The sequence below is a fragment of the Streptomyces sp. NPDC020875 genome, assembly GCF_040641415.1.
GTDB lineage: Bacteria > Actinomycetota > Actinomycetes > Streptomycetales > Streptomycetaceae > Streptomyces.
Window position 1 is genome coordinate 145154 of sequence record NZ_JBFADP010000001.1, and the last position, 25075, is coordinate 170228.

Annotated in this window: 24 protein-coding genes and 1 tRNA gene; 13 read left to right on the forward strand and 12 right to left on the reverse strand. The window is 72.7% G+C overall.

Annotated features, from left to right (window positions below):
- Positions 1-39 precede the first annotated feature (39 nt).
- The 3 genes from AB0G74_RS00685 to AB0G74_RS00695 all read right to left on the reverse strand — a co-directional run bounded on the left by AB0G74_RS00685 (position 40) and on the right by AB0G74_RS00695 (position 3056).
- The gene (locus tag AB0G74_RS00685; protein WP_361138662.1) at positions 40-762 is read right to left on the reverse strand and encodes a histidine phosphatase family protein; all 723 of its coding nucleotides are present in this window, start codon (positions 760-762) and stop codon (positions 40-42) included.
- Between the two features lie 186 nt (positions 763-948).
- Positions 949-1737 carry a ferritin-like domain-containing protein gene (locus tag AB0G74_RS00690; protein WP_361138664.1) on the reverse strand — a complete coding sequence of 263 codons (789 nt, stop codon included), beginning with the start codon at positions 1735-1737 and terminating at the stop codon, positions 949-951.
- A 269-nt stretch (positions 1738-2006) separates the two neighbouring features.
- Complete coding sequence (locus AB0G74_RS00695; protein WP_361138666.1) at positions 2007-3056, reverse strand: LLM class F420-dependent oxidoreductase; 1050 nt, start codon at positions 3054-3056, stop codon at positions 2007-2009.
- Positions 3057-3221: 165 nt separating this feature from the next.
- Here AB0G74_RS00695 and AB0G74_RS00700 point away from each other — a divergent pair, with 165 nt between their 5' ends.
- The 3 genes from AB0G74_RS00700 (at position 3222) to AB0G74_RS00710 (ending at position 7697) form a co-directional block, all read left to right on the forward strand.
- A complete protein-coding gene (locus AB0G74_RS00700; protein WP_361138669.1) occupies positions 3222-4205 on the forward strand; it encodes an aldo/keto reductase in 984 nt (327 codons plus the stop codon).
- Positions 4202-6619: an AAA family ATPase gene (locus tag AB0G74_RS00705; RefSeq protein ID WP_361138671.1), complete on the forward strand. Its 2418-nt coding sequence runs from the start codon at positions 4202-4204 to the stop codon at positions 6617-6619. Before AB0G74_RS00700 ends, AB0G74_RS00705 begins: the two co-directional genes overlap by 4 nt.
- 151 nt (positions 6620-6770) lie before the next feature.
- Positions 6771-7697 (forward strand): aminoglycoside phosphotransferase family protein, encoded by a 927-nt coding sequence (locus AB0G74_RS00710; RefSeq protein ID WP_361138674.1) that lies wholly within the window; start codon positions 6771-6773, stop codon positions 7695-7697.
- 118 nt (positions 7698-7815) lie between these two features.
- Here the strand turns inward: AB0G74_RS00710 and AB0G74_RS00715 are convergent, their stop codons facing one another.
- Complete coding sequence (locus AB0G74_RS00715) at positions 7816-8466, reverse strand: hypothetical protein (RefSeq protein WP_361138676.1); 651 nt, start codon at positions 8464-8466, stop codon at positions 7816-7818.
- Positions 8467-8513: 47 nt separating this feature from the next.
- Between AB0G74_RS00715 and AB0G74_RS00720 the strand changes: the two genes are divergently transcribed.
- Positions 8514-8702 carry a DUF5703 family protein gene (locus tag AB0G74_RS00720; protein ID WP_056786418.1) on the forward strand — a complete coding sequence of 63 codons (189 nt, stop codon included), beginning with the start codon at positions 8514-8516 and terminating at the stop codon, positions 8700-8702.
- A 202-nt stretch (positions 8703-8904) separates the two neighbouring features.
- Here the strand turns inward: AB0G74_RS00720 and AB0G74_RS00725 are convergent, their stop codons facing one another.
- From AB0G74_RS00725 to AB0G74_RS00735, 3 genes are all read right to left on the reverse strand, one after another.
- Positions 8905-9675, reverse strand: coding sequence for a chaplin (locus AB0G74_RS00725; RefSeq protein WP_361138679.1), 771 nt, complete (start codon positions 9673-9675; stop codon positions 8905-8907).
- A 155-nt stretch (positions 9676-9830) separates the two neighbouring features.
- The gene (chpH, locus tag AB0G74_RS00730; protein WP_361138682.1) at positions 9831-10064 is read right to left on the reverse strand and encodes a chaplin ChpH; all 234 of its coding nucleotides are present in this window, start codon (positions 10062-10064) and stop codon (positions 9831-9833) included.
- Between the two features lie 183 nt (positions 10065-10247).
- Positions 10248-11573: a M20/M25/M40 family metallo-hydrolase gene (locus tag AB0G74_RS00735; protein ID WP_361138684.1), complete on the reverse strand. Its 1326-nt coding sequence runs from the start codon at positions 11571-11573 to the stop codon at positions 10248-10250.
- A 175-nt stretch (positions 11574-11748) separates the two neighbouring features.
- Here AB0G74_RS00735 and AB0G74_RS00740 point away from each other — a divergent pair.
- Both AB0G74_RS00740 and AB0G74_RS00745 read left to right on the forward strand, forming a co-directional pair.
- Positions 11749-11833, forward strand: a tRNA-Leu gene (locus AB0G74_RS00740).
- A 63-nt stretch (positions 11834-11896) separates the two neighbouring features.
- Entirely contained in the window at positions 11897-12817 is a 921-nt protein-coding gene (locus AB0G74_RS00745) for a pseudouridine synthase (protein ID WP_361138687.1), read from the forward strand.
- Here the strand turns inward: AB0G74_RS00745 and AB0G74_RS00750 are convergent.
- The 4 genes from AB0G74_RS00750 to AB0G74_RS00765 form a co-directional block, all read right to left on the reverse strand.
- Positions 12802-13449, reverse strand: coding sequence for an MBL fold metallo-hydrolase (locus tag AB0G74_RS00750; protein ID WP_361138690.1), 648 nt, complete (start codon positions 13447-13449; stop codon positions 12802-12804). The genes AB0G74_RS00745 and AB0G74_RS00750 overlap by 16 nt on opposite strands.
- Positions 13446-14531 carry an S-(hydroxymethyl)mycothiol dehydrogenase gene (locus AB0G74_RS00755; RefSeq protein ID WP_361138693.1) on the reverse strand — a complete coding sequence of 362 codons (1086 nt, stop codon included), beginning with the start codon at positions 14529-14531 and terminating at the stop codon, positions 13446-13448. The genes AB0G74_RS00750 and AB0G74_RS00755 overlap by 4 nt, the downstream gene beginning before the upstream one ends.
- Before the next feature lie 142 nt (positions 14532-14673).
- Positions 14674-16149, reverse strand: a complete 1476-nt coding sequence (locus AB0G74_RS00760; RefSeq protein WP_361138696.1) for an amino acid permease — start codon at positions 16147-16149, stop codon at positions 14674-14676.
- Positions 16150-16362: 213 nt separating this feature from the next.
- Positions 16363-17112: an FCD domain-containing protein gene (locus AB0G74_RS00765; RefSeq protein WP_361138699.1), complete on the reverse strand. Its 750-nt coding sequence runs from the start codon at positions 17110-17112 to the stop codon at positions 16363-16365.
- A gap of 144 nt (positions 17113-17256) precedes the next feature.
- Between AB0G74_RS00765 and AB0G74_RS00770 the strand changes: the two genes are divergently transcribed.
- Both AB0G74_RS00770 and AB0G74_RS00775 read left to right on the forward strand, forming a co-directional pair.
- Entirely contained in the window at positions 17257-17772 is a 516-nt protein-coding gene (locus AB0G74_RS00770; RefSeq protein ID WP_361138702.1) for a gluconokinase, read from the forward strand.
- 122 nt (positions 17773-17894) lie between these two features.
- Positions 17895-19289, forward strand: coding sequence for a gluconate:H+ symporter (locus AB0G74_RS00775; RefSeq protein ID WP_361138705.1), 1395 nt, complete (start codon positions 17895-17897; stop codon positions 19287-19289).
- 243 nt (positions 19290-19532) lie between these two features.
- Here the strand turns inward: AB0G74_RS00775 and AB0G74_RS00780 are convergent, their stop codons facing one another.
- Positions 19533-21194: an FAD-binding dehydrogenase gene (locus AB0G74_RS00780; RefSeq protein WP_361138707.1), complete on the reverse strand. Its 1662-nt coding sequence runs from the start codon at positions 21192-21194 to the stop codon at positions 19533-19535.
- Between the two features lie 131 nt (positions 21195-21325).
- On the opposite strand from AB0G74_RS00780, the gene AB0G74_RS00785 reads away from it, so the two are divergent.
- The 5 genes from AB0G74_RS00785 to AB0G74_RS00805 all read left to right on the forward strand — a co-directional run bounded on the left by AB0G74_RS00785 (position 21326) and on the right by AB0G74_RS00805 (position 25065).
- Positions 21326-21865 carry an NUDIX domain-containing protein gene (locus AB0G74_RS00785; RefSeq protein ID WP_361138710.1) on the forward strand — a complete coding sequence of 180 codons (540 nt, stop codon included), beginning with the start codon at positions 21326-21328 and terminating at the stop codon, positions 21863-21865.
- A 66-nt stretch (positions 21866-21931) separates the two neighbouring features.
- Entirely contained in the window at positions 21932-22330 is a 399-nt protein-coding gene (locus AB0G74_RS00790; protein ID WP_358825210.1) for a DUF202 domain-containing protein, read from the forward strand.
- Positions 22327-22692: a DUF202 domain-containing protein gene (locus AB0G74_RS00795; RefSeq protein WP_361138713.1), complete on the forward strand. Its 366-nt coding sequence runs from the start codon at positions 22327-22329 to the stop codon at positions 22690-22692. Before AB0G74_RS00790 ends, AB0G74_RS00795 begins: the two co-directional genes overlap by 4 nt.
- A 118-nt stretch (positions 22693-22810) precedes the next feature.
- The gene (locus AB0G74_RS00800) at positions 22811-23845 is read left to right on the forward strand and encodes a phosphotransferase family protein (protein ID WP_361138715.1); all 1035 of its coding nucleotides are present in this window, start codon (positions 22811-22813) and stop codon (positions 23843-23845) included.
- 5 nt (positions 23846-23850) lie between these two features.
- A complete protein-coding gene (locus AB0G74_RS00805) occupies positions 23851-25065 on the forward strand; it encodes an acyl-CoA dehydrogenase family protein (RefSeq protein WP_361138717.1) in 1215 nt (404 codons plus the stop codon).
- Positions 25066-25075: the final 10 nt, after the last annotated feature.

Sequence of the window (25075 nt, forward strand, 5' to 3'; positions counted from 1 at the left end):
TACGCGCCGACCGCCTGTCCACCCTACTGCGCCCGACGATCACGGGGCGCCCGCACCACCCCCTACCACCGCGTTCCCCTCGGGGGTGCCCTCCTCGCCGGGTCCGGGGGCGCCGTCCCGGCGGTCGGGGCGCGGCCCGAGGGAGCCGAGGTCGCCGGTGTCGCCGAGGCGGAGCAGGAACGGGCGCGTTCTGGTGTAGCGGACGGCGGTGACGGAGCAGGGCTCGGCGTGCAGCCGCTGGAAGAGGTCGAGGTGGAGGCCGAGGGCGTCGGCGACGATCGCCTTGATGATGTCGCCGTGGGTGCACATCAGAAAGGCGGCGTCGGGGCCGTGTTCGGCGGTCACCCTGGCGTCCCAGTCGCGGACCGCCTCGACGGCGCGCTGCTGCATGGCTCGCATGGACTCGCCGCCGGGGAAGACCGCGGCCGACGGGTGGTGCTGGACGACTTCCATCAGGGGGTCGTCGGCCAGCTCGGCCAGTTTGCGGCCGGACCAGTCCCCGTAGTCGCATTCGGCGATCCGGTCCTCGGTGACCGGTTCCAGACCGGGCCGGGCGGCGAGCAGCGGGGCCAGGGTCTCCCGGCATCTCTGCTGGGGGCTGGTGACGGCGACGGCGAGGGACACGGCGGCGAGCCGGCCGGGGAGGGCGGCGGCCTGTTCGACTCCGTGCTCGTCGAGCGCGACTCCGGGGGTCCGTCCTGCGAGCACCGCGGCCGTGTTCGCGGTGGAGCGTCCGTGGCGTACGAGAATCAGGGTGGCCATGTCCGTCAGGGTAGGCGGCCCGGCGCGGCGTGTGGGGCCCTGTGGAAAACGGTGGCGGGACCGCCCACCCGGCCCCGCGTCGTACACCTGTTCCTCGGCCGGGGTGTTCGTACCCGTTCGGGGCGGTACGGGCGTCGCGCCCCGGGGCGCGGGGCCGTAGGGCCGGGGCCCGCGGCCGGGCGGGGTTCAGAACGCGGCGGCGGCGGCCGTGGCGGGCCCGTCGAGGGCGCCGCGCCGCTCGGGCATCCGGAGCCGGACCATCCGCCGCCAGCCGCCGAGCCGTTCATAGGCGTAGATCGCGTGGACACCGGCGGTGAGGACGGCCGCCTTCGGCTTCGGCCAGCCCAGCAGCCGGCCCATCCGGGAGGTCACGGCGAGGCTGACGTCACGGTAGATCTTGATCTCCGCGAGGGCGCATTCGCGCAGGGTCCGCTGGATCGTCCGGCCGTGTCCCGCGGCGGCGAGGCGGAGCAGTTCCTCGTGGCAGTAGGCGAGGTGGTTGTCCTCGTCGTTGGAGATCATCCGGATCGCCTTGCCGACCTCGGGGTGGTCGCCGAAGAACTTGACCAGCATCACCATCTGGTCGGCGGCGCGCTGTTCGGTGACGCGGCTGTGGGAGAGATAGACGACGATGTCCCGTTCGGTGAGGGGTTCGTCGGCGCCGAGCTTCTCGTGGGCGAGGCCGATACCCGCGCGTTCGAGGAGCATGGTGTAGTCGGCCTCGGGCGGTACCGGCACGGGTTCGAGGCCGCGCTTCTTCAGCAGGGCGTTGAAGATCCTGCCGTGCTTGTCCTCGTCGGCGCCGTGCCGGGTGATCCTCGGCGCGAGGTCGCTCATCGCGGCGGGGACGAGGGCGGCGATCCGGGCGTTCTCCCAGCCGCCCTGGGTCTCACCGCTGGCGGCGATGGAGCAGAAGAGTTGGTAGGAGTCGTCGTTGTCGAGGATCTCCTGGAACAGGCTTCGGGCCGAGAGCATGGCTGCACCTCCTGAAGGCATCCGCGCAGAACGAGTCAAATGCGGATGGGCCGAGGCGGCAACAGCTCCGGCGGCCGTCTGCGCCGAACGGGTCAGGGGGCGGACGGCGGCCCGTTCGCGGACCTGTTCGGCGGGCCCGTCGGCGCGGCTGGGTGTTCGGCGGCCGGTTCGCGCGGGGCCGGGCCGGTGCTCCCGGTCCGGCCCCGCGCGGTGCACGGCGCACGGTGCCGTACGGTCCGTGCCGCGCCCGGCGGACCCGGGCGCCCGGATCAGGCCAGCCCGGCGCGCTCCCAGGCCGTGACGCCGGCGCGGACGGCGGCCAGGCGCTGGTCCAGGGTGAATCCGGCCGGGGAGAGGGTGAGGGTGGTGACCCCCGCCTCGGCGTAGGCCCGCATCCCGTCGGCGATCCGCTCGACCGGGCCGAGCAGAGCGGTCGAGTCGATCAGCTCACGCGGTACGGCTGCGGCGGCGCCGTCCTTGTCCCCGGCCAAGTACTTGTCCTGGATCTCGGTCGCCGCCTCCTCGTACCCCATCCGCCGGGCGAGCTGGTTGTAGAAGTTCTGGTTGCGGCTGCCCATACCGCCGACGTACAGGGCCGTATAGGGGCGGAACAGGTCGGCGAGCGCGTCGACGTCGTCGCCGACGGCGATCGGCACGGTCGGACAGACGTCGAATCCGTCCATGGTCTTCCCGGCCTTCTCGCGGCCCGCGCGCAGGTGGCGGATCGCGGTCTCCTCCAGGTGCTCGGCGGCGGGGAAGATCAGCAGGGCCCCGTCGGCGATCTCGCCGGTCTGTTCGAGGTTCCGGGGACCGATCGCGGCGATGTAGAGGGGGATGTGCTCGCGTTCGGGGTGGACGGTGAGTTTCAGGGCCTTGCCGGGACCGCCGGGCAGCGGCAGGGTCCAGTGCTCCCCGTCATGGGTCAGCCGTTCGCGGCTCATCGCCTTGCGGACGATCTCGACGTACTCCCGGGTACGGGCCAGGGGCTTGTCGAACTTGACCCCGTACCAGCCCTCGGACACCTGGGGGCCGGAGACGCCGAGCCCGAGCCGGAACCGGCCGCCGGAGAGGGAGTCCAGGGTGGCGGCGGTCATGGCGGTCATGGCGGGCTGCCGGGCCGGGATCTGCAGGATGGCGGAGCCGACGTCGATCCGTTCGGTCTTGGCCGCGACCCAGCTCAGGACGGTCGGCGCGTCGGAGCCGTACGCCTCCGCGGCCCAGCAGACGTCATAGCCGAGCCGGTCCGCCTCCTGGGCGACGGCGAGATTGTCGCCGTCCATGCCCGCGCCCCAGTAGCCGAGATTGATGCCGAGCCGCATACCCACTCCCCTTACCAATCAGTAACATCCCTGTGCCGGGGACTCTAGCGCGCCCGTACCGGATCCGTCAGGGCCCCGGAGCCCGCCACCGGTCCGCCGGCGGGCGGTCCGGGGTTCTCCACAGCCCCTCTCCGCGTCACGTTCCGGCCAGTACTCTCAGCCTTCATGGAGCAGAGGCATCTCGGCCGTACCGGCCTGCGTGTGTCCCGGATCGGACTCGGCACCCTGACCTGGGGCCGGGACACCGACGAGCACGACGCCGCCGATCAGCTGAAGGCGTTCTGGGAGGCGGGCGGCACGCTCGTCGACACCGCCGACGTGTACGGCGGCGGGGATGCCGAGTATCTGCTGGGACGGCTGGTGGAGCGACTGGTGCCCCGGCGGGATCTCGTGCTGGCGACGAAGGCGGGCAGCGTGCCCGACCCGGAGCGCCGGTTCGACGGCTCCCGGGGCCATCTGCTGGCCGCCCTGGACGACTCCCTCCAGCGGCTCGGTACCGACCACGTCGATCTGTGGCAGGTCCACGCGTTCGATCCGCTGACCCCGCTGGAGGAGACGCTCCAGGCCGTCGACATCGCCGTCAGCAGCGGCCGGGCCCGCTATGCCGGGGTGTCCAACTTCTGCGGCTGGCAGCTCGCCAAGGCCGCGACCTGGCAGCTCGCCGCGCCCGGGCCGCGTACCCGGCTCGCCAGTACCCAGATGGAGTACTCCCTGCTCCAGCGGGGGGTGGAGCGCGAGGTGCTGCCCGCCGCGCTCGATCTGGGGATCGGACTGCTGCCGTCGTCACCGCTGGGGCGCGGGGTGCTCACCGGGAAGTACCGCGGCGGGGTGCCCACCGACTCGCGAGGGGCCTCCGAGCGGCTCGGGGCCTTCGTCGAGCCCTATCTCGACGAGACCGCCGACCGGATCGTGGGCGCGGTGTCCACCGCCGCGGACGGACTGGCGACCACCCCGCTCCAGGTGGCGCTCGCCTGGGTCAGGGACCGCCCCGGAGTGGCCGCCCCGATCATCGGCGCGCGCAACGCGCGGCAGCTCACGGAGGCGCTGTCGGTGGAGACGCTTAGTCTTCCTGACGAGATCTGCCAGGCGCTCGACGATGTGTCGGCGCCCGTGCACCGCTATCCCGACCAGGACTGGAGCACGCTGTGACCGCGTCTTCCCGGGGGCCGCACCCCGAACCCCCGGCCGACCCCGAGGCCACCGCCGCCGACCCGGCCGACGCCGCCGACGCCGTCGCCCCCACCGCGGCGGACGAGCCCACGGACTCCCCCGCCCCGGCCGCCGGGTCGACCGGGTCCGTCGACGGGAGCGGTACAGAAGAACCCGGAACGGACGACTCCTCCTCCGTTTCCGGGGCCGAGAACGAAGAGGGGGCCGGGGACGCCTCCGGCCCGGCGGGCGCGAATGGGCCCGGCGCCGACGAAGGCCCGGCGGACTCCGCCGGCACGACCGGCCCCGCCGAGCGGGCGGACACCACGGACACCACGGAGACGGCGGACACCGGAACGGACGCCGGGGGCGGAGCGCCCGAGCTGTCGGAGGCCCAGGCGGAGCTGGCCGCTCAGCGGGAGCTGCGGGCCCGGATCGAGCAGCGGAAGGCGGAGCGCGGCGGCCCCGTGGCGAGCGGTTCCGGGCTCAGCGGCTCGGCGGCCGATCTGCTGGCCGCCGTACGGGCCGTGGAACGCGGCGACCGGCCCGGCAGCGCCTTCTACGACGCCCCCGCCGCCCCCGCCACCCGGTCCGCCGGACCCGCGGACGCGGGCGGGGCACGGGCCGCCGCGCCGCGCCCGGCGCCCGTGCCCACCGCCCGGCAGGGCGCCGCACCCGATGTCGTGGCCGCCGTCCGTACCGTCCTCCTGGCGGGGAACGGGCCCGAGTCCGCCGCCGTTCCGGCGGCCGAGGCGCTCGGCGAGCGGGCCGACACCGTGCTGCGGGACGACCCCTGGCGGCTGCTCTCCGTGCCCGGGATCCGGCCGGAGCAGGCCGACGGCTTCGCCCGCGCCCTGCTGGGCGGCGCCTGCGGGCCCGACGACCCCCGGCGGGCGGCGGCGCTGATCGCCTGGGAACTGGAGCGGGCGGCCCTGCGGGGGCATACCGCCGTCGAGTCGACCGAGGTGCTCGGCGCGCTCGCCGACCGTTCCGTACCGGATCCGCGCGGCGCGCTGGACCGGGCGGTGACCGAGGGCGTCGTGCTGGCCTTCGCCACCGACGGCGAAGGCGACGACGGCTCGGAGGAGTCGCCGGATTCGGCCGCCTCCGAGGCGCACGACCCGGCCGAGGGCGCCGGGGCGCCGGAGGACGACCCCGGGCCCGAGGGCCCCGTACTGCTGGGCCTCGACCGGTACGCGCTGGCCGAGGAGAGCCTGGCCGACGGTCTGGCCCGGCTGGCCAGGGGCGGCCCGGAGCCCCGTTGGGATTCCGTGGCCGAGCCCACCGGCCTGACCCGCGCCCTCGCCGCCTGCGGGCTGGTGGCGCATACCGGCGGGGAGGCCGCCCGGGCCGAACCCGCCGCGCTGGCCGGGCTCGCGCGCGAACTCGGACTGACCGCCGTCGTCGCCGCCCACAGCGAGCAGACGGCCCGCTCGGCGGACCCGGCGGGGGTCACCGTCGCCGCCCTGCTCGCGGGTACCGCGGGCCCCGGCCGGGACGAGGACGGCGCCTGGGCCCTCGATCTGCTGGTGGTCCTCGACGCTCCCCGGCTGGACACGGAGAGCGCCGCGATGCTGGTGGAGTCCCTGCCGGACGGGGCCCGGCTGGTGCTCAGCGGCGACCCGGGACAGCTCGGCCCGGCGGGCGCGGGCGATGTCTTCGCCGATCTGCTGGCCGCCGGGGTCTGCCCCCGGATCGCCTCCCGGATCCCCGACCCCGGCCCGATCGGGGAGCTGGTCTCCGGGATCGGGGCCGGTGAGCTGAACCAGGTCGCGGCGCCCGGCAAGGAGGTCGTGATCGTGCCGGTACGGGACGCGGGCGAGGCCGTCCACCGCGCGGTCCAGCTGGTCGCCGACTCCATCCCCCGGGCGATCGGCGTGCCCGCCGACCATACGCAGGTGATCACCGTCGGGCACGGCGGTTCCGCGGGCACCCGGGCGCTGAACGCGGCGCTGAAGACCCGGCTGAACCCGGGCCCCGGCCGCTTCGGCGGCTACGACCCCGGTGACCGGGTGGCGTACACCCCGGCGCCGGGCCGGACCGTGCCCGGAACGGTCGTCTCCGCCGACGCCGCCGGCCTCCGGCTCGACTGCGGAGGAACGGCGGTGACCGTGGCGAAGGAGCGGGTCGGGGCCGAGCTGCGGCACGGCTGGGCCCTCACCGCCCACCAGGCGGCGGCCCTGCGCTGGCCCGCCGCCGTGGTAGTACTTCCCGGGGACGCGACGGCGGCCCTGAGCCGCCCCTGGGTGTACACCGCGTTCGGCCGGGCCGACCGTCATCTCTCCGTGGTGCACGGCGCGGAGGGCGCGCTGCCGCGGGCGGTGGCGACGATCCCGGCGCTGCCCCGCACCACCCGGCTGCGCCCCCTGCTGGCTGCCCTGCTCCAGGAGCCCGGGGAGGAGCCGACCGGCTGACCGCCCCCGGGGAGCCCGGAAAATACGGCTGAGTTCCGGCGGGGGATCACCTAGGCTCGCCTCATGCTTTGACGCATGCCCGAGGCCCGGGCACCCCCGCCGACTCCTTCGTACGACATCGATATCCGATCTCCACGAAGGAGTACTTTCCATGAACACATCACCCCTGATCGAGGTCCCCGACGCCTTCGCCGCGTCGTACGCCGACGAGAACCCCGGGGCCCGTACCTGGCTCGCTGAGCTGCCGGCGCTCGGCAGCTCGTTCCTGGACCGCTGGGAGCTGCGGCTCGACGGACCCACCCGCTGGGGGATGGCGTCGCTCGCCCTGCCGGTGCTCCGGGCCGACGGGTCATCCGCCGTGCTCAAGCTCCAGCAGGCCCGGGAGGAGAGCACCGGGGTGATCCCGGGTCTGCTGCGGTGGCGGGGCGAAGGCATCGTCCGGCTGCTCGACCACGACGAGGCGACCACGGTCCAGCTGCTGGAGCGGCTGGACGCGGAACGTCCCCTGTCGTCCGTCACGGACGAGGAGCGGGCGACCGGGATCCTCGCGGAGCTGCTGGCCCGGCTGACCTCCGTACCCGCGCCCGCCGGGCTGCGGCGGCTGTCGGACATCGCCGCCGCGATGGTGGCCGACGCCCCCGGCGCCGTACCGGCGCTGCGCGATCCGGCGGAACGGAAGCTGGTGGAGCACTGCGCGTCGACCGTGGCCGAGCTGATGGGCGAGGCCGGGGACCGGCTGCTCCACTGGGATCTGCACAGCGGCAATGTGCTGGCCGGGACGCGCGAGCCCTGGCTGGCGATCGACCCGGAGCCGCTGGCCGGTGACCCGGGATTCGATCTGCTGCCCGGTCTGGACGACCGGTGGGCGGCGATCGAGGCATCGGACGATCCGGCCGGGGCCGTGCTCCGGCGCTTCGACCGGCTGACCGAGGCGATTGGCGCGGACCGGCGGCGAGCCGTCGGCTGGACCCTGGGGCGGGTGCTGCAGAACGCGCTCTGGGACGTCGAGGACGGCAAGGACGCTCTGGAGCCGACCCAGGTACTGATCGCCCGGACCCTGCTGGAGCACCGGGGGTGATCCCACGCCCGGCCCGCCCGGGCCGGGGCACGACAAGGGCACAACCAGGGCACTTCCGGGGTACGGCCGGGCCCCTTCCTCCCCGCACCGGGGGGAAGGGGCCCGGCTCCGGCGCCGGTCAGCGCCGCAGTTCGTCCAGCTCCTCGCCCAGATCGTCCTCGTCGAAGACCGCGCTCACATCGAATCGGCAGATCACCCGCTGGGCGTCCGCCTCGAAGGGGGCGGCCAGCCACTCACCGGCTTCCGGCAGTTCGTCGGTGGCGCAGACCCAGAGTGTGGAGTCGCCCTCCTCCAGTCCGAACTCCTTGTGCCGGGAGGCGATCTCATCGGGTTCGTACTCGCCGAAGAGCACCCCGAGCGCCGTATGCGTACTCGCCCCTGCGCCCCTGCCCGTACCGTTCCCGGCGCCGTCCGCCGCTTCGACGTCGGAGACGCGCTGTGCCTGTGCGATCAGCCGCCGGGGTTCGACCACCGCGTAATCACGGCGGATCAGCACGCTCAGGGCGTTCGGTTCCTCGGGCCCGGCATAGGGCGGCAGCGCGTCGTCCGCTCCGGGGATCTCGAAGGGCGTGACCTCGTCGTAGCGGTCGTAGAGGCGTTCGTCGTACGCCTCCGCCGCCACGGCCAGGGCGTTGAACGCCTCGTAGACGGCCGGGTCGTCCTCTCCCGTGCGGTTCTCGACCGCCGTGAGGTGACGGTCCAGTGCGGCCTTGACCGCCTCGGCGGCGGCTCGTACCTCGGCAGCGGTGGGCTGCGCAGCATCAGACATAGGGAAGACGCTATCCGTAGGGGGCCCTTGCCCGCACAATAGATGCGATGCCGGAATACGAATTTGTCGACGTGTACGTCCCGCGCGGGGTCTCCCGCAAGGAGGCGACCCGCCTGCTCACGGACCATGCCGAGTACGGACACTGGGAGTTGGACCGACTGACGCTGCGCCGTGACGGCAGCCGCAGAGTGCGGTTGCGCCGGCGCATCATCCGACAGCTGCGCGCGACCTGGTGATCGATACCGCCCGGTGAGCGGCCTCACCGGGCGGATCGGCACCTCCGCACCGGTCGACGCGACCGGTGGGTACGAAAAGGGCCCCGCGTCGGCGGGGCCCGGTGAAGCTGGCTGCTCCGGCTGAGTCATGTCCGGCCCGTTCGGGCGCGGACCCGTTTCGCGTGACCGCCGTACCTCGGAGGGATACGGGGTCGCGGGCCGGTCAGGCGGAGGCGCGTGCCCGGCGGTAGAGGACGGCACCGCCGAGCAGCATGCCCGCGCCGACCGGGACGATCAGCCCCAGCGATCCGGCTCCGGTGTGGGCGAGCACGTCGTCGTCCGCCGGGGGGCGCTCGGTGGAGCGGCTGGGGGCGGTGGGCTCGCGGTCGACCGGCTTGGACTTGGTGGGCGGCTCGACCGGCTTGACGGGCTGGACCGGCTTGTTCGGCTTGACGGGCGTGACCGGCGGCTCCACCGGGGGCTTGGCGATGGAGCTGTCGTTGGCGCAGTTGTTGCCGAACGCCGGGTTGAGCAGGCTGACGACGTCCACGGTGTTGCCGCAGGCGTTGACGGGGACGTCGACGGGGGCCTGGACCGTGTTCCCGGAGCCGACGCCCGGGGAGTTGACCGCACCGCCGCTCGCCTGGGCGCCGCCGCCGGTGGTCCCGGCGGGGAGATTGGTGCCGGGGACGCCCGCGCCGGGGGCGGCGGGCGCGGGGGCGGGCTTGGCGGCCCCCGTTCCGGAGCTGCCGGTGTTGGCGCAGTTGTTGCCGAACGCGGGGTTGAGCAGGCCGACGACGTCGACCGAGTTGCCGCAGGCGTTGACCGGGACGTTGACCGGCACCTGGACGGAGTTCCCGGAGCCGACGCCCGGGGAGTTGGCCGTCGCTCCGTGCGCCCCGGAGTCCGCTTGCGCGTATCCCCCGCCCAGCGCGAGTGCCCCGCCCGCTGCCGCGGCCATGGTGATCAGGCCCTTACGCGTGACCTGTCGCATAGGTGGTTCCCTGCCTTACTTGATCTCAGGAATTCCGCCGGGCACGGGCGCCCGGGGCGGTAAAGCCGGGCGGTCCCGGAGTGCCTCGTTCGCCCTCCGGGACCGCCCCGCGTTCACGACCGGACCCCGAGGGCCCGGGACATGGCGTCCGGCATTCAGCCGTTGACGCAGGTGTTGCCGAAGGCGGGGTTCAGCAGGCCGACCACGTTGATGCTGTTGCCGCAGACGTTCACGGGCACGTGGACCGGGACCTGGACGACGTTGCCGGAGAGCACGCCGGGGGAGTTCACGGCGGCACCCTGGGCGCCCGCGTCGGCCATGGCCACACCCGCGCCGGCGAGCACCAGACCACCGGTGGCAGCCGCGGCGGCGACGACCTTCTTGATCATTGTTCCTCCTAGTAGGCAATGCGATCCCAGCCGCGGACCGCATCACCTGTAACGAGGAGGACGACAGAGGGCTACGAGGCGTAAGGGACTTTCACTCTTTCCAGTCGGATGCGCACAAAAGAACGATGGTCCGAGGAGTGGCCCGGACCGGGACCGGGCGCCCGTGCCGGGCGCCCGGCGGGTTCAGCAGGCGTCGAGGAATCGGTCCAGTACGCGGACGCCGAACTTCAGTCCGTCGACCGGGACCCGCTCGTCGACCCCGTGGAACATGCCCGCGAAGTCCAGCTCGGGCGGGAGCTTGAGCGGCGCGAAGCCGAAGCAGCGGATGCCCAGATCGTCGAAGGACTTGGCGTCGGTACCGCCGGAGAGCATGTACGGCACGGCCCGGGCGACCGGGTCCTCGGCCCGCAGCGCCGACTGGATGGCGTCCACCAGGTCTCCGTCGAACCCGGTCTCCAGCGCCTTGTCGGCATGGACGTCCTCACGGCGCACCCGGGGGCCGAGCAGCCGGTCGAGGTCGGCCAGGAACTCGTCCTCGTACCCGGGCAGGAACCGTCCGTCGACATGGGCGGTGGCCTGGCCGGGGATGACGTTCACCTTGTATCCGGCGCCCAGCATGGTGGGGGCGGCGGAGTTGCGCAGGGTGGCGCCGATCATCTTGGCGATGCCGCCGAGCTTGGCGAGGGTGGCGTCCATGTCCTCGGGGTCGAGCGGGGTGCCGAGGGCGTCGGACAACTCGTCGAGGAAGGACCGTACGGTGGGCGTGACCCGGACCGGCCAGCGGTGCCGTCCCAGTCGGCCCACGGCCTCGCAGAGTTCGGTGATCGCGTTGTCGTCGTTGGTCATGGAGCCGTGTCCGGCGGTGCCGTCCACGGTCAGCCGCATCCAGTGCATGCCCTTCTGGGCGGTCTCGATCAGATAGAGGCGCAGGTCCTCGTTGACGGTGAAGGAGAATCCGCCGACCTCGCCGATCGCCTCGGTGACGCCCTCGAAGAGGTCGGGGTGCTTGTCGACCAGATGGCGGGCACCGTAGGTGCCGCCGGCCTCCTCGTCGGCGAGGAAGGCGAGGACCACGTCGCGCGGGGGCCTGCGGCCGCTGCGCAGCCGGTCCCGGACGACGGCGAGGGTCATGGCGTCCATGTCCTTCATGTCGACCGCGCCCCGGCCCCAGACGCAGTCGTCGGCGATCTCGCCGGAGAAGGGGTGGTGGGTCCAGTCGTGGGCGTTGGCCGGGACGACGTCCAGATGGCCGTGGATCAGCAGCGCCGGGCGGGAGGGATCCTCCCCCGCGATCCGGGCCACCGTGGAGGCGCGGCCGGGGTGGGATTCGATGATCCGGGGTTCGAGACCCACCTCGGCCAGCTTCTCGGCCACGTATTCGGCGGCTCCCCGCTCCCCCGGTCCCGAGTGGTCGCCGTAGTTGCTGGTGTCGATCCGGATCAGCTCACGGCACAGATCCACGACCTCGTCCTCGCCCGAGACGGTACGGGCCTTCGTCGGCTCGCTCACGCTGATTCCTCCCGCTGTGGCTGGTGGTACCCGTTCATCCTCCCGCGCCGGGCCCGCTCCCCCAAGACACCCCGGGCGGTAAGCGCCCTCCGGGTGGAAGGGGTGATCGGGGACCCCTGATTGTTTGCTATGGTTTTCTACGTCGGAACGGCCCAGGCCGAACGGCGGACACCTGGTCCGGGTGGCGGAATGGCAGACGCGCTAGCTTGAGGTGCTAGTGCCCTTTATCGGGCGTGGGGGTTCAAGTCCCCCCTCGGACACCGGCGGAAAAGCCCCTCTTCGGAGGGGCTTTTCTCATATGCCCGGGCGGGCCGAGAGGAGTCATGGTGGGTCGTGGACGGCGGGCGCCGGTCTCGCCGCTCGCTCAGCGGGCCGGGGTGGACCCGGTACGGCTGAGGCTGCCCGAGGATCCCGGGGGCCGGTGGGCGACCGTACGGGATCATCTGGTGGAGCGGTACGGCGCCGGGCGGGCGGAGGCACTGCTCGGGTCGGGTGGTCTGGTGTCGTACGACGGGGTCGCCTCGGGCGACGAGGTGTACGCGGCGGGCCGGGTGTACTGGTTCCACCGGGAGCTCGCGCCGGAGGAGCCGGTGCCGTTCGGGATCGGGGTCGTGTACCGGGACGAGCGGATCCTGGTCGCCGACAAGCCGCACTTCCTGGCCACGACGCCGCGCGGCGGGCATATCACCGAGACGTTGCAGGCCCGGCTGCGGCGGGAGCTGGATCTGCCCGAGTTGCAGCCCGCGCACCGGCTGGACCGGCTGACGGCGGGGCTGGTGCTCTGTGTGGTCCGGGCCGGGGACCGGGGGGCGTATCAGACCCTCTTCCGGGACCGGGCGGTGTTCAAGGAGTACGTGGGGGTGGCGGCGCACGATCCGGGAGTGGAGCTGCCGCGGACCGTACGGAGCCGGATCGTGAAGGAGCGGGGGGTGCTCGCGGCCCGGGAGGTCGCGGGCGAGCCGAACAGCGAGAGCCGGGTGGAGCTGGTGGAGCACCGGGCGGGTCTCGGCCGCTATCGGCTGCTGCCGGTCACCGGGCGGACGCATCAGCTGCGGGTCCATATGAACTCCCTGGGGCTGCCGCTGCTGGGGGATCCGCTGTATCCGGTGGTCCGGGCGGCCGGGACCGAGGACTGGTCCCGGCCGTTGGGGCTGCTGGCCGGGGTGCTGGCTTTCACGGATCCGCTGACGGGTGAGGCGTTCCGGTTCGAGAGCCGGTTGCCGCCGGGTCAGTGGCCGCGCTGAATCCACTCGTCGAGGTGGGGTGCCTCGGCGCCGATGGTGGTGGTGTCGCCGTGGCCGGTGCGGACCGTGGTCCCCGGGGGCAGGGTGAGCAGCTTCTCCCGGATCGAGCGGATGATCGTCGGGAAGTGGCTGAAGGACCGGCCGGTGGCGCCGGGGCCGCCCGCGAAGAGGGTGTCGCCGGTGAAGACCGTGTCGAGCGCGGGGGCGTGGAGGCAGATCGCCCCGGGGGCGTGTCCGGGGGTGTGGAGCACGGTCAGCTCGATTCCGGCGACGGTGATCCGCTCTCCGTCGGCCAGTTCGCCGTCGGGGGCGCGGTCGGGGTGGGTGCGCTTCCACAGGGGCAGGTCGTCGGGGTGGAGCAGGACGGGCGCGCCGGTGGCGGCGGAGAGGGCGGGCGCGGCGTCGATGTGGTCGTCGTGGCCGTGGGTGCAGATGATCGCCCGGAGTGTCCGTCCGCCGAGGGCGGCTTCGATCGCGGCGGCGTCGTGGGCGGCGTCGACGACGATCGCCTCGGTGTCGTCGCCGATGATCCAGACGTTGTTGTCGACGTCCCAGACTCCGCCGTCGAGGGAGAAGGTGCCGGTGGTGACGAGGTGGTCGATCCGGGGGGTGCCGGAGGCGGCGGGGGTCACAGGACCACCACCGAGCGGAGGACGTCGCCCTCGTGCATCCGGGCGAAGGCGTCCTCGACACCGTCGATGCCGATGGTGCCGGTGACGAAGGCGCCGAGGTCGATCCGGCCCTGCTGGTGGAGGTCGATCAGCATCGGGAAGTCGCGGGACGGCAGACAGTCGCCGTACCAGGACGATTTCAGGGCGCCGCCGCGGCCGAAGACGTCGATCAGGGGCAGTTCGAGGGTCATCTCGGGGGTGGGGACGCCGACGAGGACGACCGTTCCGGCGAGGTCGCGGGCGTAGAACGCCTGGCGGTAGGTCTCGGGGCGGCCGACGGCCTCGATCACGACATCGGCGCCGAAGCCGCCGGTCAGCTCGCGGACGGCGGTGACGGGGTCGGTGGTGGTGGAGTTGACCGTATGGGTGGCGCCCATGGCGCGGGCGGTGGCCAGCTTGCGGTCGTCCACGTCGACGCCGATGATCGTGGCCGCTCCGGCGAGCCGGGCGCCGACGATCGCCGCGTCCCCGACGCCGCCGCAGCCGATGACGGCGACGGTGTCGCCCCGGCCGACGGCTCCGGTGTTGACGGCCGCGCCGATGCCCGCCATGACGCCGCACCCCAGGAGTCCGGCGACGGAGGGGGCCACGGCGGGGTCGACCTTGGTGCACTGTCCGGCGGCGACCAGGGTCTTCTCGGCGAAGGCGCCGATACCGAGGGCGGGGGTCAGTTCGGTGCCGTCGGTGAGGGTCATCCGCTGCCGGGCGTTGTGGGTGTCGAAGCAGTACCACGGGCGGCCGCGGCGGCAGGCGCGGCAGCGTCCGCAGACCGCGCGCCAGTTGAGGATCACGAAGTCGCCGGGGGCGACCTCGTCGACCCCGGGGCCGACGGATTCGACGATCCCGGCGGCCTCGTGGCCGAGCAGGAAGGGGAAGTCGTCGCTGATGCCGCCCTGCTTGTAGTGGAGGTCGGTATGGCAGACCCCGCATGCCTGGACGGCCACCACCGCCTCTCCCGGGCCGGGGTCGGGGACGATGATCGTCTCGACCCGGACCGGTTCGTCCTTGCCCGGTGCGATCACTCCGCGGACCTGCTGGGACATCGGGATTCCGCCCTTCGTAGCGCCTCGTACGAGATCACCACTATGGACCGTCGGGCGGTTCGCCGCGACAACCTGTGGATATCTTCCGCTCCGCAGGTCACGGACGTGCTCCCGGGCGGGTCGCCCCGCCCGGGAGGGGTGGTCAGAGGGTCTCGCGCTCCGCCGCGATCGCGTTGACCCGGCGGCGGACGGCGAACCATCCGGCGACCAGGGCGGCGGCGATCAGCGGCAGCAGGTTGACGGTGGTCCGGCCGACCCCGCCGCCCCACCACATCAGGACGACCACGCCGACGAGGAAGACCAGGGTGACGATCTGGGTGTACGGGGCCCAGGGCAGCCGGTACTCGGGGCGGGTGACCCGGCCGTCCTTGGCGCGGTGCCAGAAGAGCAGGGAGCAGAGCATGATCATGCCCCAGGTGCCGAGGATGCCGATGGAGGCCAGGTTGAGCACGATCTCGAACGCCTGGCCGGGGACGACGTAGTTCAGGCCGACGCCCGCGACACCGAAGGAGGCAGTGAGCAGCACCCCGCCGTACGGCACCTGGCCCTTGTTCATCCGGGCGGTGAAGCGGGGCGCGGAGCCCGCCATCGCCATGGAGCGCAGGATGCGGGCGGTGGAGTAGAGCCCGGCGTTGAGGCTGGAGAGCGCGGCGGTGAGGACGACGAGGTTCATCACCCCGGCGGCGCCGGGGATGCCGAGCTTGTCCATGACGGTGACGAAGGGGCTCTCGTCGGCCGAGTAGGCGGTGTACGGGAGCAGCAGGGCCAGCAGCACCACGGAGCCGACGTAGAAGAGGCCGACCCGCCACATGATCGAGTTGATCGCGCGGGGCATGACCTTCTCGGGGTTCTTGGTCTCACCGGCCGCGACACCGCAGAGCTCGACGGAGGCGTAGGCGAAGACGACGCCCTGGATGACCACGAGCATCGGGAGCAGGCCGACCGGGAAGATCCCGTCGTTCTCGGTGATGGTGGCAAGGCCCGGGTTGTGGCCGCCGACGTCCTGCTGGGTGACCAGCAGGAAGATGCCGATCAGCATGAAGGAGACCAGGGCGGCGACCTTGATGATCGCGAACCAGAACTCCATCTCGCCGAAGTACTTCACCGAGATCAGGTTGATCGCCAGCACACCGGCGAGGGCGATCAGCGCCAGGACCCACTGGGGGATGTCGCTGAAGAGGGACCAGTAGTGGGCGAAGACGGCGGCGGCCGTGATGTCGGCCACGGTGGTGGTGGACCAGTTCAGGAAGTAGAGCCAGCCGGCCGTGAAGGCGCCCTTCTCGCCCATGAACTCACGGGCGTAGGAGACGAAGGCGCCGGAGGAGGGGCGGTAGAGGACCAGCTCGCCGAGGGCCCGGACCACGAAGAAGGCGAAGACGCCGCAGAGGGCGTAGGCGAGGGCGAGGGAGGGACCGGCGTCGGCCAGCCGTCCGCCGGCGCCGAGGAAGAGTCCGGTTCCGATCGCCCCGCCGATGGCGATCATGTTGATATGGCGGGACTTCAGATCCTTGCTGTAACCGGCGTCACCGGCGTCCACATGGGGGGTGGCGGTCGGGGCGGTCCCGGCGGGGGCGGCCCCGGCGACCGGGTGTTCGGACGCGGTGATGCGGTCACTCATGGAGGAATGGTCGCCTTCGTGAGGGTGCGTGGGGGGTGATGGCGCACGTCGGCCCCGACAGCCGACGGCGGGGTCACCACATCAAGGCAGCCGGAACGCGACCGACGGCACTGCATCGGGCGGTCCTGCGATGTTGGCAGTGCTACAGGTCACCGAGAAAGAGATCTGAGGTGATTCTGAGGTTGCCGACACGCAAACCAAGGTGGCAGTAAATCACGAACCGGAGGAATGTCTCGCACTTCCGCTCGGGGCCACCACCGGGGCCGGGGCCAGGACGTCCAGCTCCGCCAGGGCCCCGACGGCGATCTCCCGGGTGATCCGCTCGGCCCGCTCCGCGTCGCCCTCCCGGACGGCCTCCGCGACCTGGACGTGCAGGGTGACGGCGGCCGGGTCGGGGTCGTCGAACATGACCTGGTGGTGGGTGCGTCCGGTCAGGATGGCGGCCACCACGTCCCCGAGCCGGGCGAACATCTCGTTCCCCGAAGCGGTGAGCACGATCCGGTGGAAGGCGATGTCGTGCCGGAGGTACGCGTCCAGCTGCTGGCCGCGCGAGGTCTCCACCATGCCGAGGGCGCAGGCGGTCAGCTCGGCGCACTGCTCGGGGGTGGCGTTACGGGCCGCGAGCCCGGCGGCGACCGGCTCGACGGCGGACCGCAGCACGGTGAGGGAGCGGAGCTGGCGGGGCCGGTCGGAGCCCGCGAGGCGCCAGCGGATGACCCGGGGGTCGTAGACGTTCCACTCCTCGATGGGGCGGACGGTGACACCGACCCGGCGGCGCGACTCGACCAGCCGCATCGACTCCAGGACCCGGACCACCTCGCGGACCACGGTCCGGGAGACGTCGAAGCTCTGGGCGATCTCGTCGGTCCGCAGCACGCTCCCGCCGGGGTACTCACCCGCGGTGATGGCAAGGCCAAGGGTGTCCAGCACATGTGTATGGAGGCCATGGCCCGCTGTGGTCATGAGCCAAGCCTAAGGGGCGAGGATCACACCGGAAAAGTATGACGTTTGCATCTCGACATCTTGAATAAGTCGTACCTAATAGGTTTCAGTAGCGCGACGGACCGATGTCGACACCGGAGTCGACGTCAGAAGTGAGGCACGTACATGAGCACCCCGCAGGTCGTCGTGGTGATGGGCGTGGCAGGGACCGGCAAGACCACGATCGGTCCCCTGCTCGCCGAGGCCCTGGGCGTTCCGTACGCCGAGGGCGACGACTTCCACCCCCCGGCGAACATCGCCAAGATGTCCGCGGGGACCCCGCTGGACGACGGCGACCGGCTGCCCTGGCTCGACTCCATCGGCGAGTGGGCACGGGGCCGGGCCGACCTGGGCGGAGTGGTCTCCAGCTCCGCCCTGAAGCGGGCCTACCGGGACCGGCTCCGGGCCGCCGCCCCGGACGCGGTCTTCCTCCACCTCAGCGGTGACCGGGTGCTCATCGAGGAGCGGATGACGGCCCGCCGGGGGCACTTCATGCCCACGGCGCTGCTGGACTCCCAGTTCGCCACCCTGGAGCCGCTGGAGCCGGACGAGGCGGGCGTCGCCGTCGACGTCACCGGCAGCCCGGCGGAGATCACCGCCCGCGCGGTGGCGGCCCTGGCGGCCCGGTCCGCCGCCGGCTGACCCCCGGCGGGCCCGGCACCGTCCGGCCCGCCGCCCCTCCCCTTCGGTACCCGGCCGCACCGGACCGGCACCGAGCCCCCCACACCCCGTCCCCGACCCCCTCGTTCTCGTAAGGAACCACCGTGACCAGTCTCAGCGTCGAGACGCTGGCAGCGGATCTGGAGCCGATCACCTCGGCCGGCAACGCCCAGCTCGGTATCGCCGTACTCGCGGGCATCGCCGTCATCGTGCTGCTCATCACCAAGTACAAAATGCACGCCTTCCTGGCGCTGACCATCGGGTCGCTGGCGCTGGGCGCCTTCGCCGGGGCTCCGCTCGGCAAGGCCATCGAGTCCTTCTCCAAGGGCCTCGGCTCCACCGTCGCGGGTGTCGGTGTGCTGATCGCGCTCGGCGCGATCCTCGGCAAGCTGCTCGCCGACTCCGGCGGCGGTGACCAGATCGTCGACACCATCCTGGCGAAGGCCAAGGGGTCGACCATGCCGTGGGCGATGGTGCTGATCGCCTCGGTGATCGGTCTGCCGCTCTTCTTCGAGGTCGGCATCGTGCTGCTGATCCCGGTGGTGCTGATGGTGGCCAAGCGGGGCAACTACTCGCTGATGCGGATCGGTATCCCGGCCCTCGCCGGTCTCTCCGTGATGCACGGGCTGATCCCGCCGCACCCCGGTCCGCTGGTGGCGATCGACGCGCTGAACGCCAATCTGGGCGTCACCCTCGCCCTCGGTGTGCTGGTCTCCATACCGACCGTGATCATCGCCGGGCCGCTCTTCGCCAAGTACGCGGCCCGCTGGGTGAACGTCCCGGCGCCGGAGAACATGATCCCGGCCCGTCCTTCCGAGGACCTGGACAAGCGCCCGGGCTTCGGCGCGACCGTCTTCACGGTGCTGCTGCCCGTGGTGCTGATGCTGTCGAACGCCCTGGTCGAGATCGTGATCGACAACCCGGAGAACCCGGTCCAGAAGGTCACCGACGTCATCGGTTCGCCGCTGATCGCCCTGCTGGCCGCGGTCCTCGTGGGCCTCTTCACCCTGGGCCGCGCGGCGGGCTTCACCAAGGACCGGATCTCCTCCACGGTGGAGAAGTCGCTCGCCCCGATCGCGGGCGTACTGATGATCGTCGGCGCGGGCGGCGGCTTCAAGCAGACCCTGATCGACGTCGGCGTGGGCCAGATGATCCTGGACTTCTCCGAGAACTGGTCGATCCCGACCCTGCTGCTGGCCTGGCTGATCGCGGTGGCCATCCGGCTGGCGACGGGTTCGGCGACCGTGGCGACGATCTCCGCCGCCGGTCTGGTCGCCCCGCTGGCGGTCGGGATGTCGACCACCGATTCGGCGCTCCTGGTGCTGGCGATCGGTGCGGGCTCGCTCTTCTTCAGCCATGTCAACGACGCCGGTTTCTGGCTGGTGAAGGAGTACTTCGGGATGGACGTCGGCCAGACGATCAAGACCTGGTCGGTGATGGAGACGATCATCTCGGTCGTCGGTATCGTCTGCGTCCTGCTGCTGTCGCTGGTGTTGTAGTCCGGCGTCGCGGAAAGCGATCCCGCGTCCTGAAGACGCCGATGAACGTCCCGCGGTGGGCCCGGCCCGCCGCGGGACGTTCCCGTTCCCGGGAGGGGCGGGCGCCGGGGCGCGGGGCTCCGGGGGCGCCGGTGGTTCCGATGCCGTACGGCTCCGGAGGCGTACGGGTAACGCGTCTACGGCTCCGGAGGCGTACGGGCGCTCCGGCCGCGGGCCGGTCCGGGCCGGGCGAGCCGGGGGTCGTCAGCTCGCGACCGCCTCCGCCGCCGCGCGGCCCGCCGCCCGCCCCGAGAAGAGACAGCCGCCGAGGAAGGTCCCCTCCAGGGACCGGTAGCCGTGCACCCCGCCGCCGCCGAACCCGGCCGCCTCCCCCGCCGCGTACAGCCCGGCCAGCGGCTCCCCGTCCGTTCCCAGTACCCGCGACGACAGATCCGTCTCCAGACCCCCGAGCGACTTGCGGGTCAGTACCCGCAGCCGGACGGCGATCAGCGGACCGGCCGACGGGTCCAGGATCCGGTGCGGCGCGGCGGTCCTGATCAGCCGGTCACCGAGGTACTTCCGGGCCCCGCGGATCGCCGTCACCTGGAGGTCCTTGGTGAAGGGGTGGCGGATCTCCCGGTCCCTGGCGACGATCTCCCGGCGCAGCGCCGCCTCCTCGATCAGGGTGTCCCCGGTGAGCGCGTTCATCCCGCGCACCAGCGCCCCCAGATCCCGCTCGACCACGAAGTCCGCGCCGTGGTCCATGAACGCCCGGACCGGCCCCGGGACGTCCGCCCTGGCCCGGCCGATCACCCCGCGGACCGAACGGCCGGTCAGATCCGGGTTCTGTTCGGAGCCGGAGAGCGCGAACTCCTTGCCGATGATCTTCTGGTCGAGGACGAACCAGGTGTGGTCGTAACCCGAGGTCACGATGTGTTCCAGGGTGCCGAGGGTGTCGAAGCCGGGGAAGAGGGGGACGGGGAGCCGCCGCCCGCGCGCGTCCAGCCAGAGCGACGACGGCCCGGGCAGGATCCGGATGCCGTGCCGCGCCCAGACCGGGTTCCAGTTCTCGACGCCCTCCGTGTAGTGCCACATCCGGTCGCGGTTGACATGGCTGGCCCCGGCGCGTTCGGCGATGCCCAGCATCAGCCCGTCGACATGCGCCGGGACCCCGGAGAGCAGGGTCTTCGGCGGGGCGCCGAGCCGTCCGGGCCACTGGGCGCGGACCAGATCGTGGTTGCCGCCGATCCCGCCGGAGGTCACGATCACCGCCTGGGCCCGGAGTTCGAACGCCCCGGCGATCTCCCGGCTGCTGGCGGTGCCCCGTTCGGCGGCCGAGGGCTCCAGGACCTCGCCGCTGACGGTGTCGAGGACGCCGTCGGTGGTGCCGAGCCCGGTGACCCGGTGCCGGAAGCAGAGCCGTACGAGCCCCTGCTCCACGCCCTCCCGGACCCGGCGCTCGAAGGGGGCGACCAGACCGGGGCCCGTACCCCAGACGATATGGAAGCGGGGTACCGAGTTGCCGTGGCCGGTGGCCCCGTAGCCGCCTCGTTCGGCCCAGCCGACGACGGGGAAGAAACCGACGCCGCGCTCCCGCAGCCAGGACCGCTTCTCACCGGCGGCGAAGTCGACATAGGCGGCGGCCCACCGGCGCGGCCAGCGGTCCTCGTCCTCCCGGTCGAAACCGGCCGTGCCCAGCCAGTCCTGGTAGGCCAGCTCCTGGCTGTCGTGGATCCGCAGCCTGCGCTGTTCGGGCGAGTCGACGAGGAAGAGGCCGCCGAAGGACCAGTGCGCCTGGCCGCCGATCGACTGCTCGGGCTCCTGGTCGAGGACGATCACCGTCCGTCCGGCGGCGACGAGTTCGGCGGTGGCCACCAGACCGGCGAGCCCGGCCCCGATCACGATCACGTCCGCGTCGTACGCCATGACTCCCCGTCTCCGTGCCCGCCCGGTGCGGTCGCGGATCCCGATCTTCGGCACCCGCCGACGGCAAGTCAACAGGCCCGGCGGGGCGGGGCGCGGGCGGCCGGGGCGGGGCGCCGGTGTGGAATGGGGGAATGGGAAGCGACCAGGAGCTGATCGACATCGTGGACGAGTCCGACCGGGTGACCGGGCGGGCGACCCGGGGGGAGGCGTACGCCCGCGGGCTGCGGCACCGGGTCGCGTTCGTTCTGGTCCGGGACGGGGACGACCGGATCTTCGTCCACCGCAGAACGGCCGAGAAGCGCGTCTTCCCCTCGCTCTACGACATGTTCGTCGGCGGAGTCGTCGGCGCGGGCGAGACCTACGACGAGGCGGCGCTCCGGGAGGCGGAGGAGGAGCTGGGAGTCCGGGGCCTCCCCGTACCCGAACCCCTGTTCACCTTCCGCTACGACACCGGAGACGGCCGGGCCTCCTGGTGGTCGGCGGTGTATCAGGTCCGATGCACGCTTCCGGTCCGGCCCCAGGCCGAGGAGGTCGCCTGGTGGGCGTTTCTGCCGGAGGAGGAGTTGGAGCGCAGGCTGGGGAGCTGGGAGTGGGCGCCGGACGGGCTGGTGGCGTGGCAGCGGCTGCGGGATCGGCGGGACGGCCGGGGCCGCTCGGAAATGGCCGGATAACAACCCTTCGGGGGCGTGGTTCTCGCCACGGAGCCGGGTGATCTTGTCGCGGGTATCGTCCGAAGGATGACGGACAGGGTGCGGAGCCTGCGGCTGTGGTTCAGGCCGGAGCGGGTGCGGGACGAGGGGCAGACGCCCGACTACCGCTTCTCGCTCGCCAATGAGCGGACGTTCCTGGCGTGGCTGCGGACGGCGCTGGCGTTGATAGCGGGCGGGTTCGCGGTCGACCAGTTCCTGCCGGATCTGCCGTGGGCGGTCCGGGCCGCGATGGCGCTGGGGCTGCTGGGAGCCGGGGTGCTCTGCGCGCTACGGGCGGTCAACCACTGGGTGCGGTGCGAACGGGCCATGCGCCGGGGCGAGGATCTGCCGGTCTCCCGGCTGCCCGCGTTGCTGAGTCTGGTGGTGGCGGTGGTGGCCGTGGTGATGGTGGTCGTGGTGTTGCTGGGATGGGAGGGCGGCCGGTGACGGGCGGCCCGGCCGGGGGCGGGGCGCCGGTGTCCTCCGGGGCCGGGGTGCGGGACCCCGGGCTCCAGCCGGAACGGACCCGGCTCGCGTGGCGGCGTACGGCACTGGCGTTCACGGTCGTGGCGGTACTGGCGGCACGTCAGGTCGCCATGGGGTCGGCGGAGGCGGGCCCGGACGTGGTGGCCGTCGTGGGCTGGGGCGCGGGCGCGCTGGTCTGGCTGGCCTTCCTCGTCGTGGCGCACCGGCGCGCCCGGGCGCTGCGGGCCTCGTCCCGCCCGGCGGTACTGCCCGGCCGGACGGCATGGGCGGCGACGGGGTGCGCGGTGGTGCTGGCGCTCTCGGCGGTGACGCTGTTGTGGTGACGCGCGTACGGGGCGGGCGGGGTTCGCGGGGCGGGCGGTGGTTCGGGGGTGGACTGCATACCGACCGGTCGGTCATTATCGGATGGTCCGTTCCGCCGTAGCCGGAGGTGGCCGCGTCATGAGCGTCGATCCTGTGCCGGGGCTCGATCCCGGTGGCCTCCGCGAGCTGCTGGAGCGGGAGCGCCCCGGTCTGGTGAACGGGCCGTTGGAGGTACGGCTGATCGAGGGCGGGCGGTCCAATCTGACGTACGACATCACCGACGGCTCCGGCCGTTGGGTCGTCCGGCGGCCTCCGCTCGGGCATGTCCTCGCCACCGCGCACGACATGCGCCGCGAGTACCGGGTGATCAGCGCGCTGCATCCGACGCCGGTGCCCGTGCCCCGGCCGCTGCTGCTCTGCGCGGACGAGGACGCGGCGGGTTCGGTGACCGGGGCGCCGTTCTACGTCATGGAGTACGTGGCGGGGACCCCGTACCGGACCGCCGCCCAGCTCTCCGGCCTGGGGCCCGAGCGGACCCGGGCCGTACTGCTCGGACTCGTGGACGCCCTGGTCGATCTGCACGCCGTGACCCCCGAGGCCGTGGGGCTCGGTGACTTCGGACGCCCCGAGGGGTTTCTCGACCGGCAGGTGCGGCGCTGGGGGAAGCAGCTCGCCGCCTCCCGGAGCCGTCCGCTCGACGGGATCGACGAACTCCGGGCCGTACTGGGCCGGGCGCTCCCCCGCTCCCCCGCGCCCGCGATCGTCCACGGCGACTTCCGCCTCGACAACGTCCTGGTCGGCCCGGACGACCGGATCAGCGCCGTACTGGACTGGGAGATGTCCACCCTCGGCGATCCACTGACCGATCTGGGCCTGCTGGCGGTCTACAGCCGGCCGCTCGGGGTGCCCGGCGCCCCGGTCGGCGACCTGGCGACGGCGCCCGGCCATCCCTCGGTCGAAGAGCTGGTCGAGCGGTACGCCACCCGTTCGGGCCGCGATACCTCCGCCATCTCCTGGTACACCGCCTTCGCCTGGTTCAAGCTGGCCGTGATCCTGGAGGGCGTCCATTACCGCTACACCCTCGGCCGGACCGTTGGACCGGGCTTCGAGCGGATCGGCGGGCTCGTCCCCGTCCTCGTCGAACGGGGCCTGAACACCCTGCGGAAGGGCTGAACCGCGTGGACTTCGCCTACGACGCCCGGACCGAGGAACTGCGGGCCCGGCTGGGCGCCTTCATGACGGAGCGCGTGCTGCCCGCCGAACCGGTCGCGGAGGAGCAGCGCGCCCGGCTCGCGTCCCCGTGGGAGACGCCGCCGGTGGTCGAGGAGTTGAAGGCCGAGGCCCGCCGGCGCGGGCTGTGGAACCTCTTCCTGCCCGACACCGAGTACGGCGCCGGGCTCACCAACCTCCAGTACGCGCCGCTCGCCGAGCTGACCGGCCGCAGCCCCTGGCTGGGCCCGACGGCCGTGAACTGCGCCGCCCCCGATACCGGGAACATGGAGCTGCTGGCCCGGTTCGGCACCGCCGGGCAGCGGGAGCGCTGGCTGCGGCCCCTGCTCGCGGGCGAGATCAGGTCGGCGTTCGCGATGACGGAGCCGGAGGTCGCCTCCTCCGACGCGACCAATATCCGGACCCGGATCGAGCGGGACGGCGACAGCTATGTCGTCAACGGCCGCAAGTGGTACATCTCCGGCGCCATGCATCCGGCGTGCGCCGTCTTCGTGGTGATGGGGGCGACCGACCCGGACGGGGCCGATGTCCGGCGCCGCCAGTCCATGGTGCTGGTGCCCCGGGACGCCCCCGGGGTGCGGATCGTCCGGGCGATGAAGGTGTACGGCTACGAGGACCACGCCCACGGCGGCCATGCCGAGGTGGTCTTCGAGGACGTCCGGGTGCCGGTCTCGCAGCTGATCGGCGAGGAGGGCGGCGGTTTCGCGATCGCCCAGGCCCGGCTGGGACCGGGCCGGATCCATCACTGCATGCGGCTGATCGGGATGGCCGAGCGGGCGATCGGGCTGATGTGCGAGCGCGCGGTGTCCCGTACCGCGTTCGGCGGGCCGCTCGCCGAGCGGGGGGTGGTACGGAACTGGATCGCCGACGCCCGGGTGACGGTCGAGCAGCTCCGGCTGCTGGTACTGAAGACCGCCTGGCTGATGGATACCGTCGGCAACCGGGGCGCCCATACCGAGATCCAGGCCATCAAGATCGCCACTCCGCGCGCGGTGGTGGAGATCATCGACCGGGCGGTCCAGTTGTACGGGGGCGCCGGGGTCGGACAGGACACGCCGCTGGCGGAGTTGTGGGCGGCGGCCCGGACGCTCCGGCTGGCGGACGGGCCCGACGAGGTCCATCAGCGGTCGCTGGCCCGGCGCGAGCTGTCCCGGTACCGCTGACCCGGGGTGC

Bases quoted from the DNA above. Each gene is read 5' to 3' on its own strand.
- AB0G74_RS00685 (WP_361138662.1), bottom strand. From the start codon at position 762: ATGGCCACCCTGATTCTCGTACGCCACGGACGCTCCACCGCGAACACG.
- AB0G74_RS00690 (WP_361138664.1), bottom strand. From the start codon at position 1,737: ATGCTCTCGGCCCGAAGCCTGTTCCAGGAGATCCTCGACAACGACGAC.
- AB0G74_RS00695 (WP_361138666.1), bottom strand. From the start codon at position 3,056: ATGCGGCTCGGCATCAATCTCGGCTACTGGGGCGCGGGCATGGACGGC.
- AB0G74_RS00700 (WP_361138669.1), top strand. From the start codon at position 3,222: ATGGAGCAGAGGCATCTCGGCCGTACCGGCCTGCGTGTGTCCCGGATC.
- AB0G74_RS00710 (WP_361138674.1), top strand. From the start codon at position 6,771: ATGAACACATCACCCCTGATCGAGGTCCCCGACGCCTTCGCCGCGTCG.
- AB0G74_RS00715 (WP_361138676.1), bottom strand. From the start codon at position 8,466: ATGTCTGATGCTGCGCAGCCCACCGCTGCCGAGGTACGAGCCGCCGCC.
- AB0G74_RS00720 (WP_056786418.1), top strand. From the start codon at position 8,514: ATGCCGGAATACGAATTTGTCGACGTGTACGTCCCGCGCGGGGTCTCC.
- AB0G74_RS00725 (WP_361138679.1), bottom strand. From the start codon at position 9,675: ATGCGACAGGTCACGCGTAAGGGCCTGATCACCATGGCCGCGGCAGCG.
- chpH (WP_361138682.1), bottom strand. From the start codon at position 10,064: ATGATCAAGAAGGTCGTCGCCGCCGCGGCTGCCACCGGTGGTCTGGTG.
- AB0G74_RS00745 (WP_361138687.1), top strand. From the start codon at position 11,897: ATGGTGGGTCGTGGACGGCGGGCGCCGGTCTCGCCGCTCGCTCAGCGG.
- AB0G74_RS00755 (WP_361138693.1), bottom strand. From the start codon at position 14,531: ATGTCCCAGCAGGTCCGCGGAGTGATCGCACCGGGCAAGGACGAACCG.
- AB0G74_RS00760 (WP_361138696.1), bottom strand. From the start codon at position 16,149: ATGAGTGACCGCATCACCGCGTCCGAACACCCGGTCGCCGGGGCCGCC.
- AB0G74_RS00765 (WP_361138699.1), bottom strand. From the start codon at position 17,112: ATGACCACAGCGGGCCATGGCCTCCATACACATGTGCTGGACACCCTT.
- AB0G74_RS00770 (WP_361138702.1), top strand. From the start codon at position 17,257: ATGAGCACCCCGCAGGTCGTCGTGGTGATGGGCGTGGCAGGGACCGGC.
- AB0G74_RS00780 (WP_361138707.1), bottom strand. From the start codon at position 21,194: ATGGCGTACGACGCGGACGTGATCGTGATCGGGGCCGGGCTCGCCGGT.
- AB0G74_RS00785 (WP_361138710.1), top strand. From the start codon at position 21,326: ATGGGAAGCGACCAGGAGCTGATCGACATCGTGGACGAGTCCGACCGG.
- AB0G74_RS00790 (WP_358825210.1), top strand. From the start codon at position 21,932: ATGACGGACAGGGTGCGGAGCCTGCGGCTGTGGTTCAGGCCGGAGCGG.
- AB0G74_RS00800 (WP_361138715.1), top strand. From the start codon at position 22,811: ATGAGCGTCGATCCTGTGCCGGGGCTCGATCCCGGTGGCCTCCGCGAG.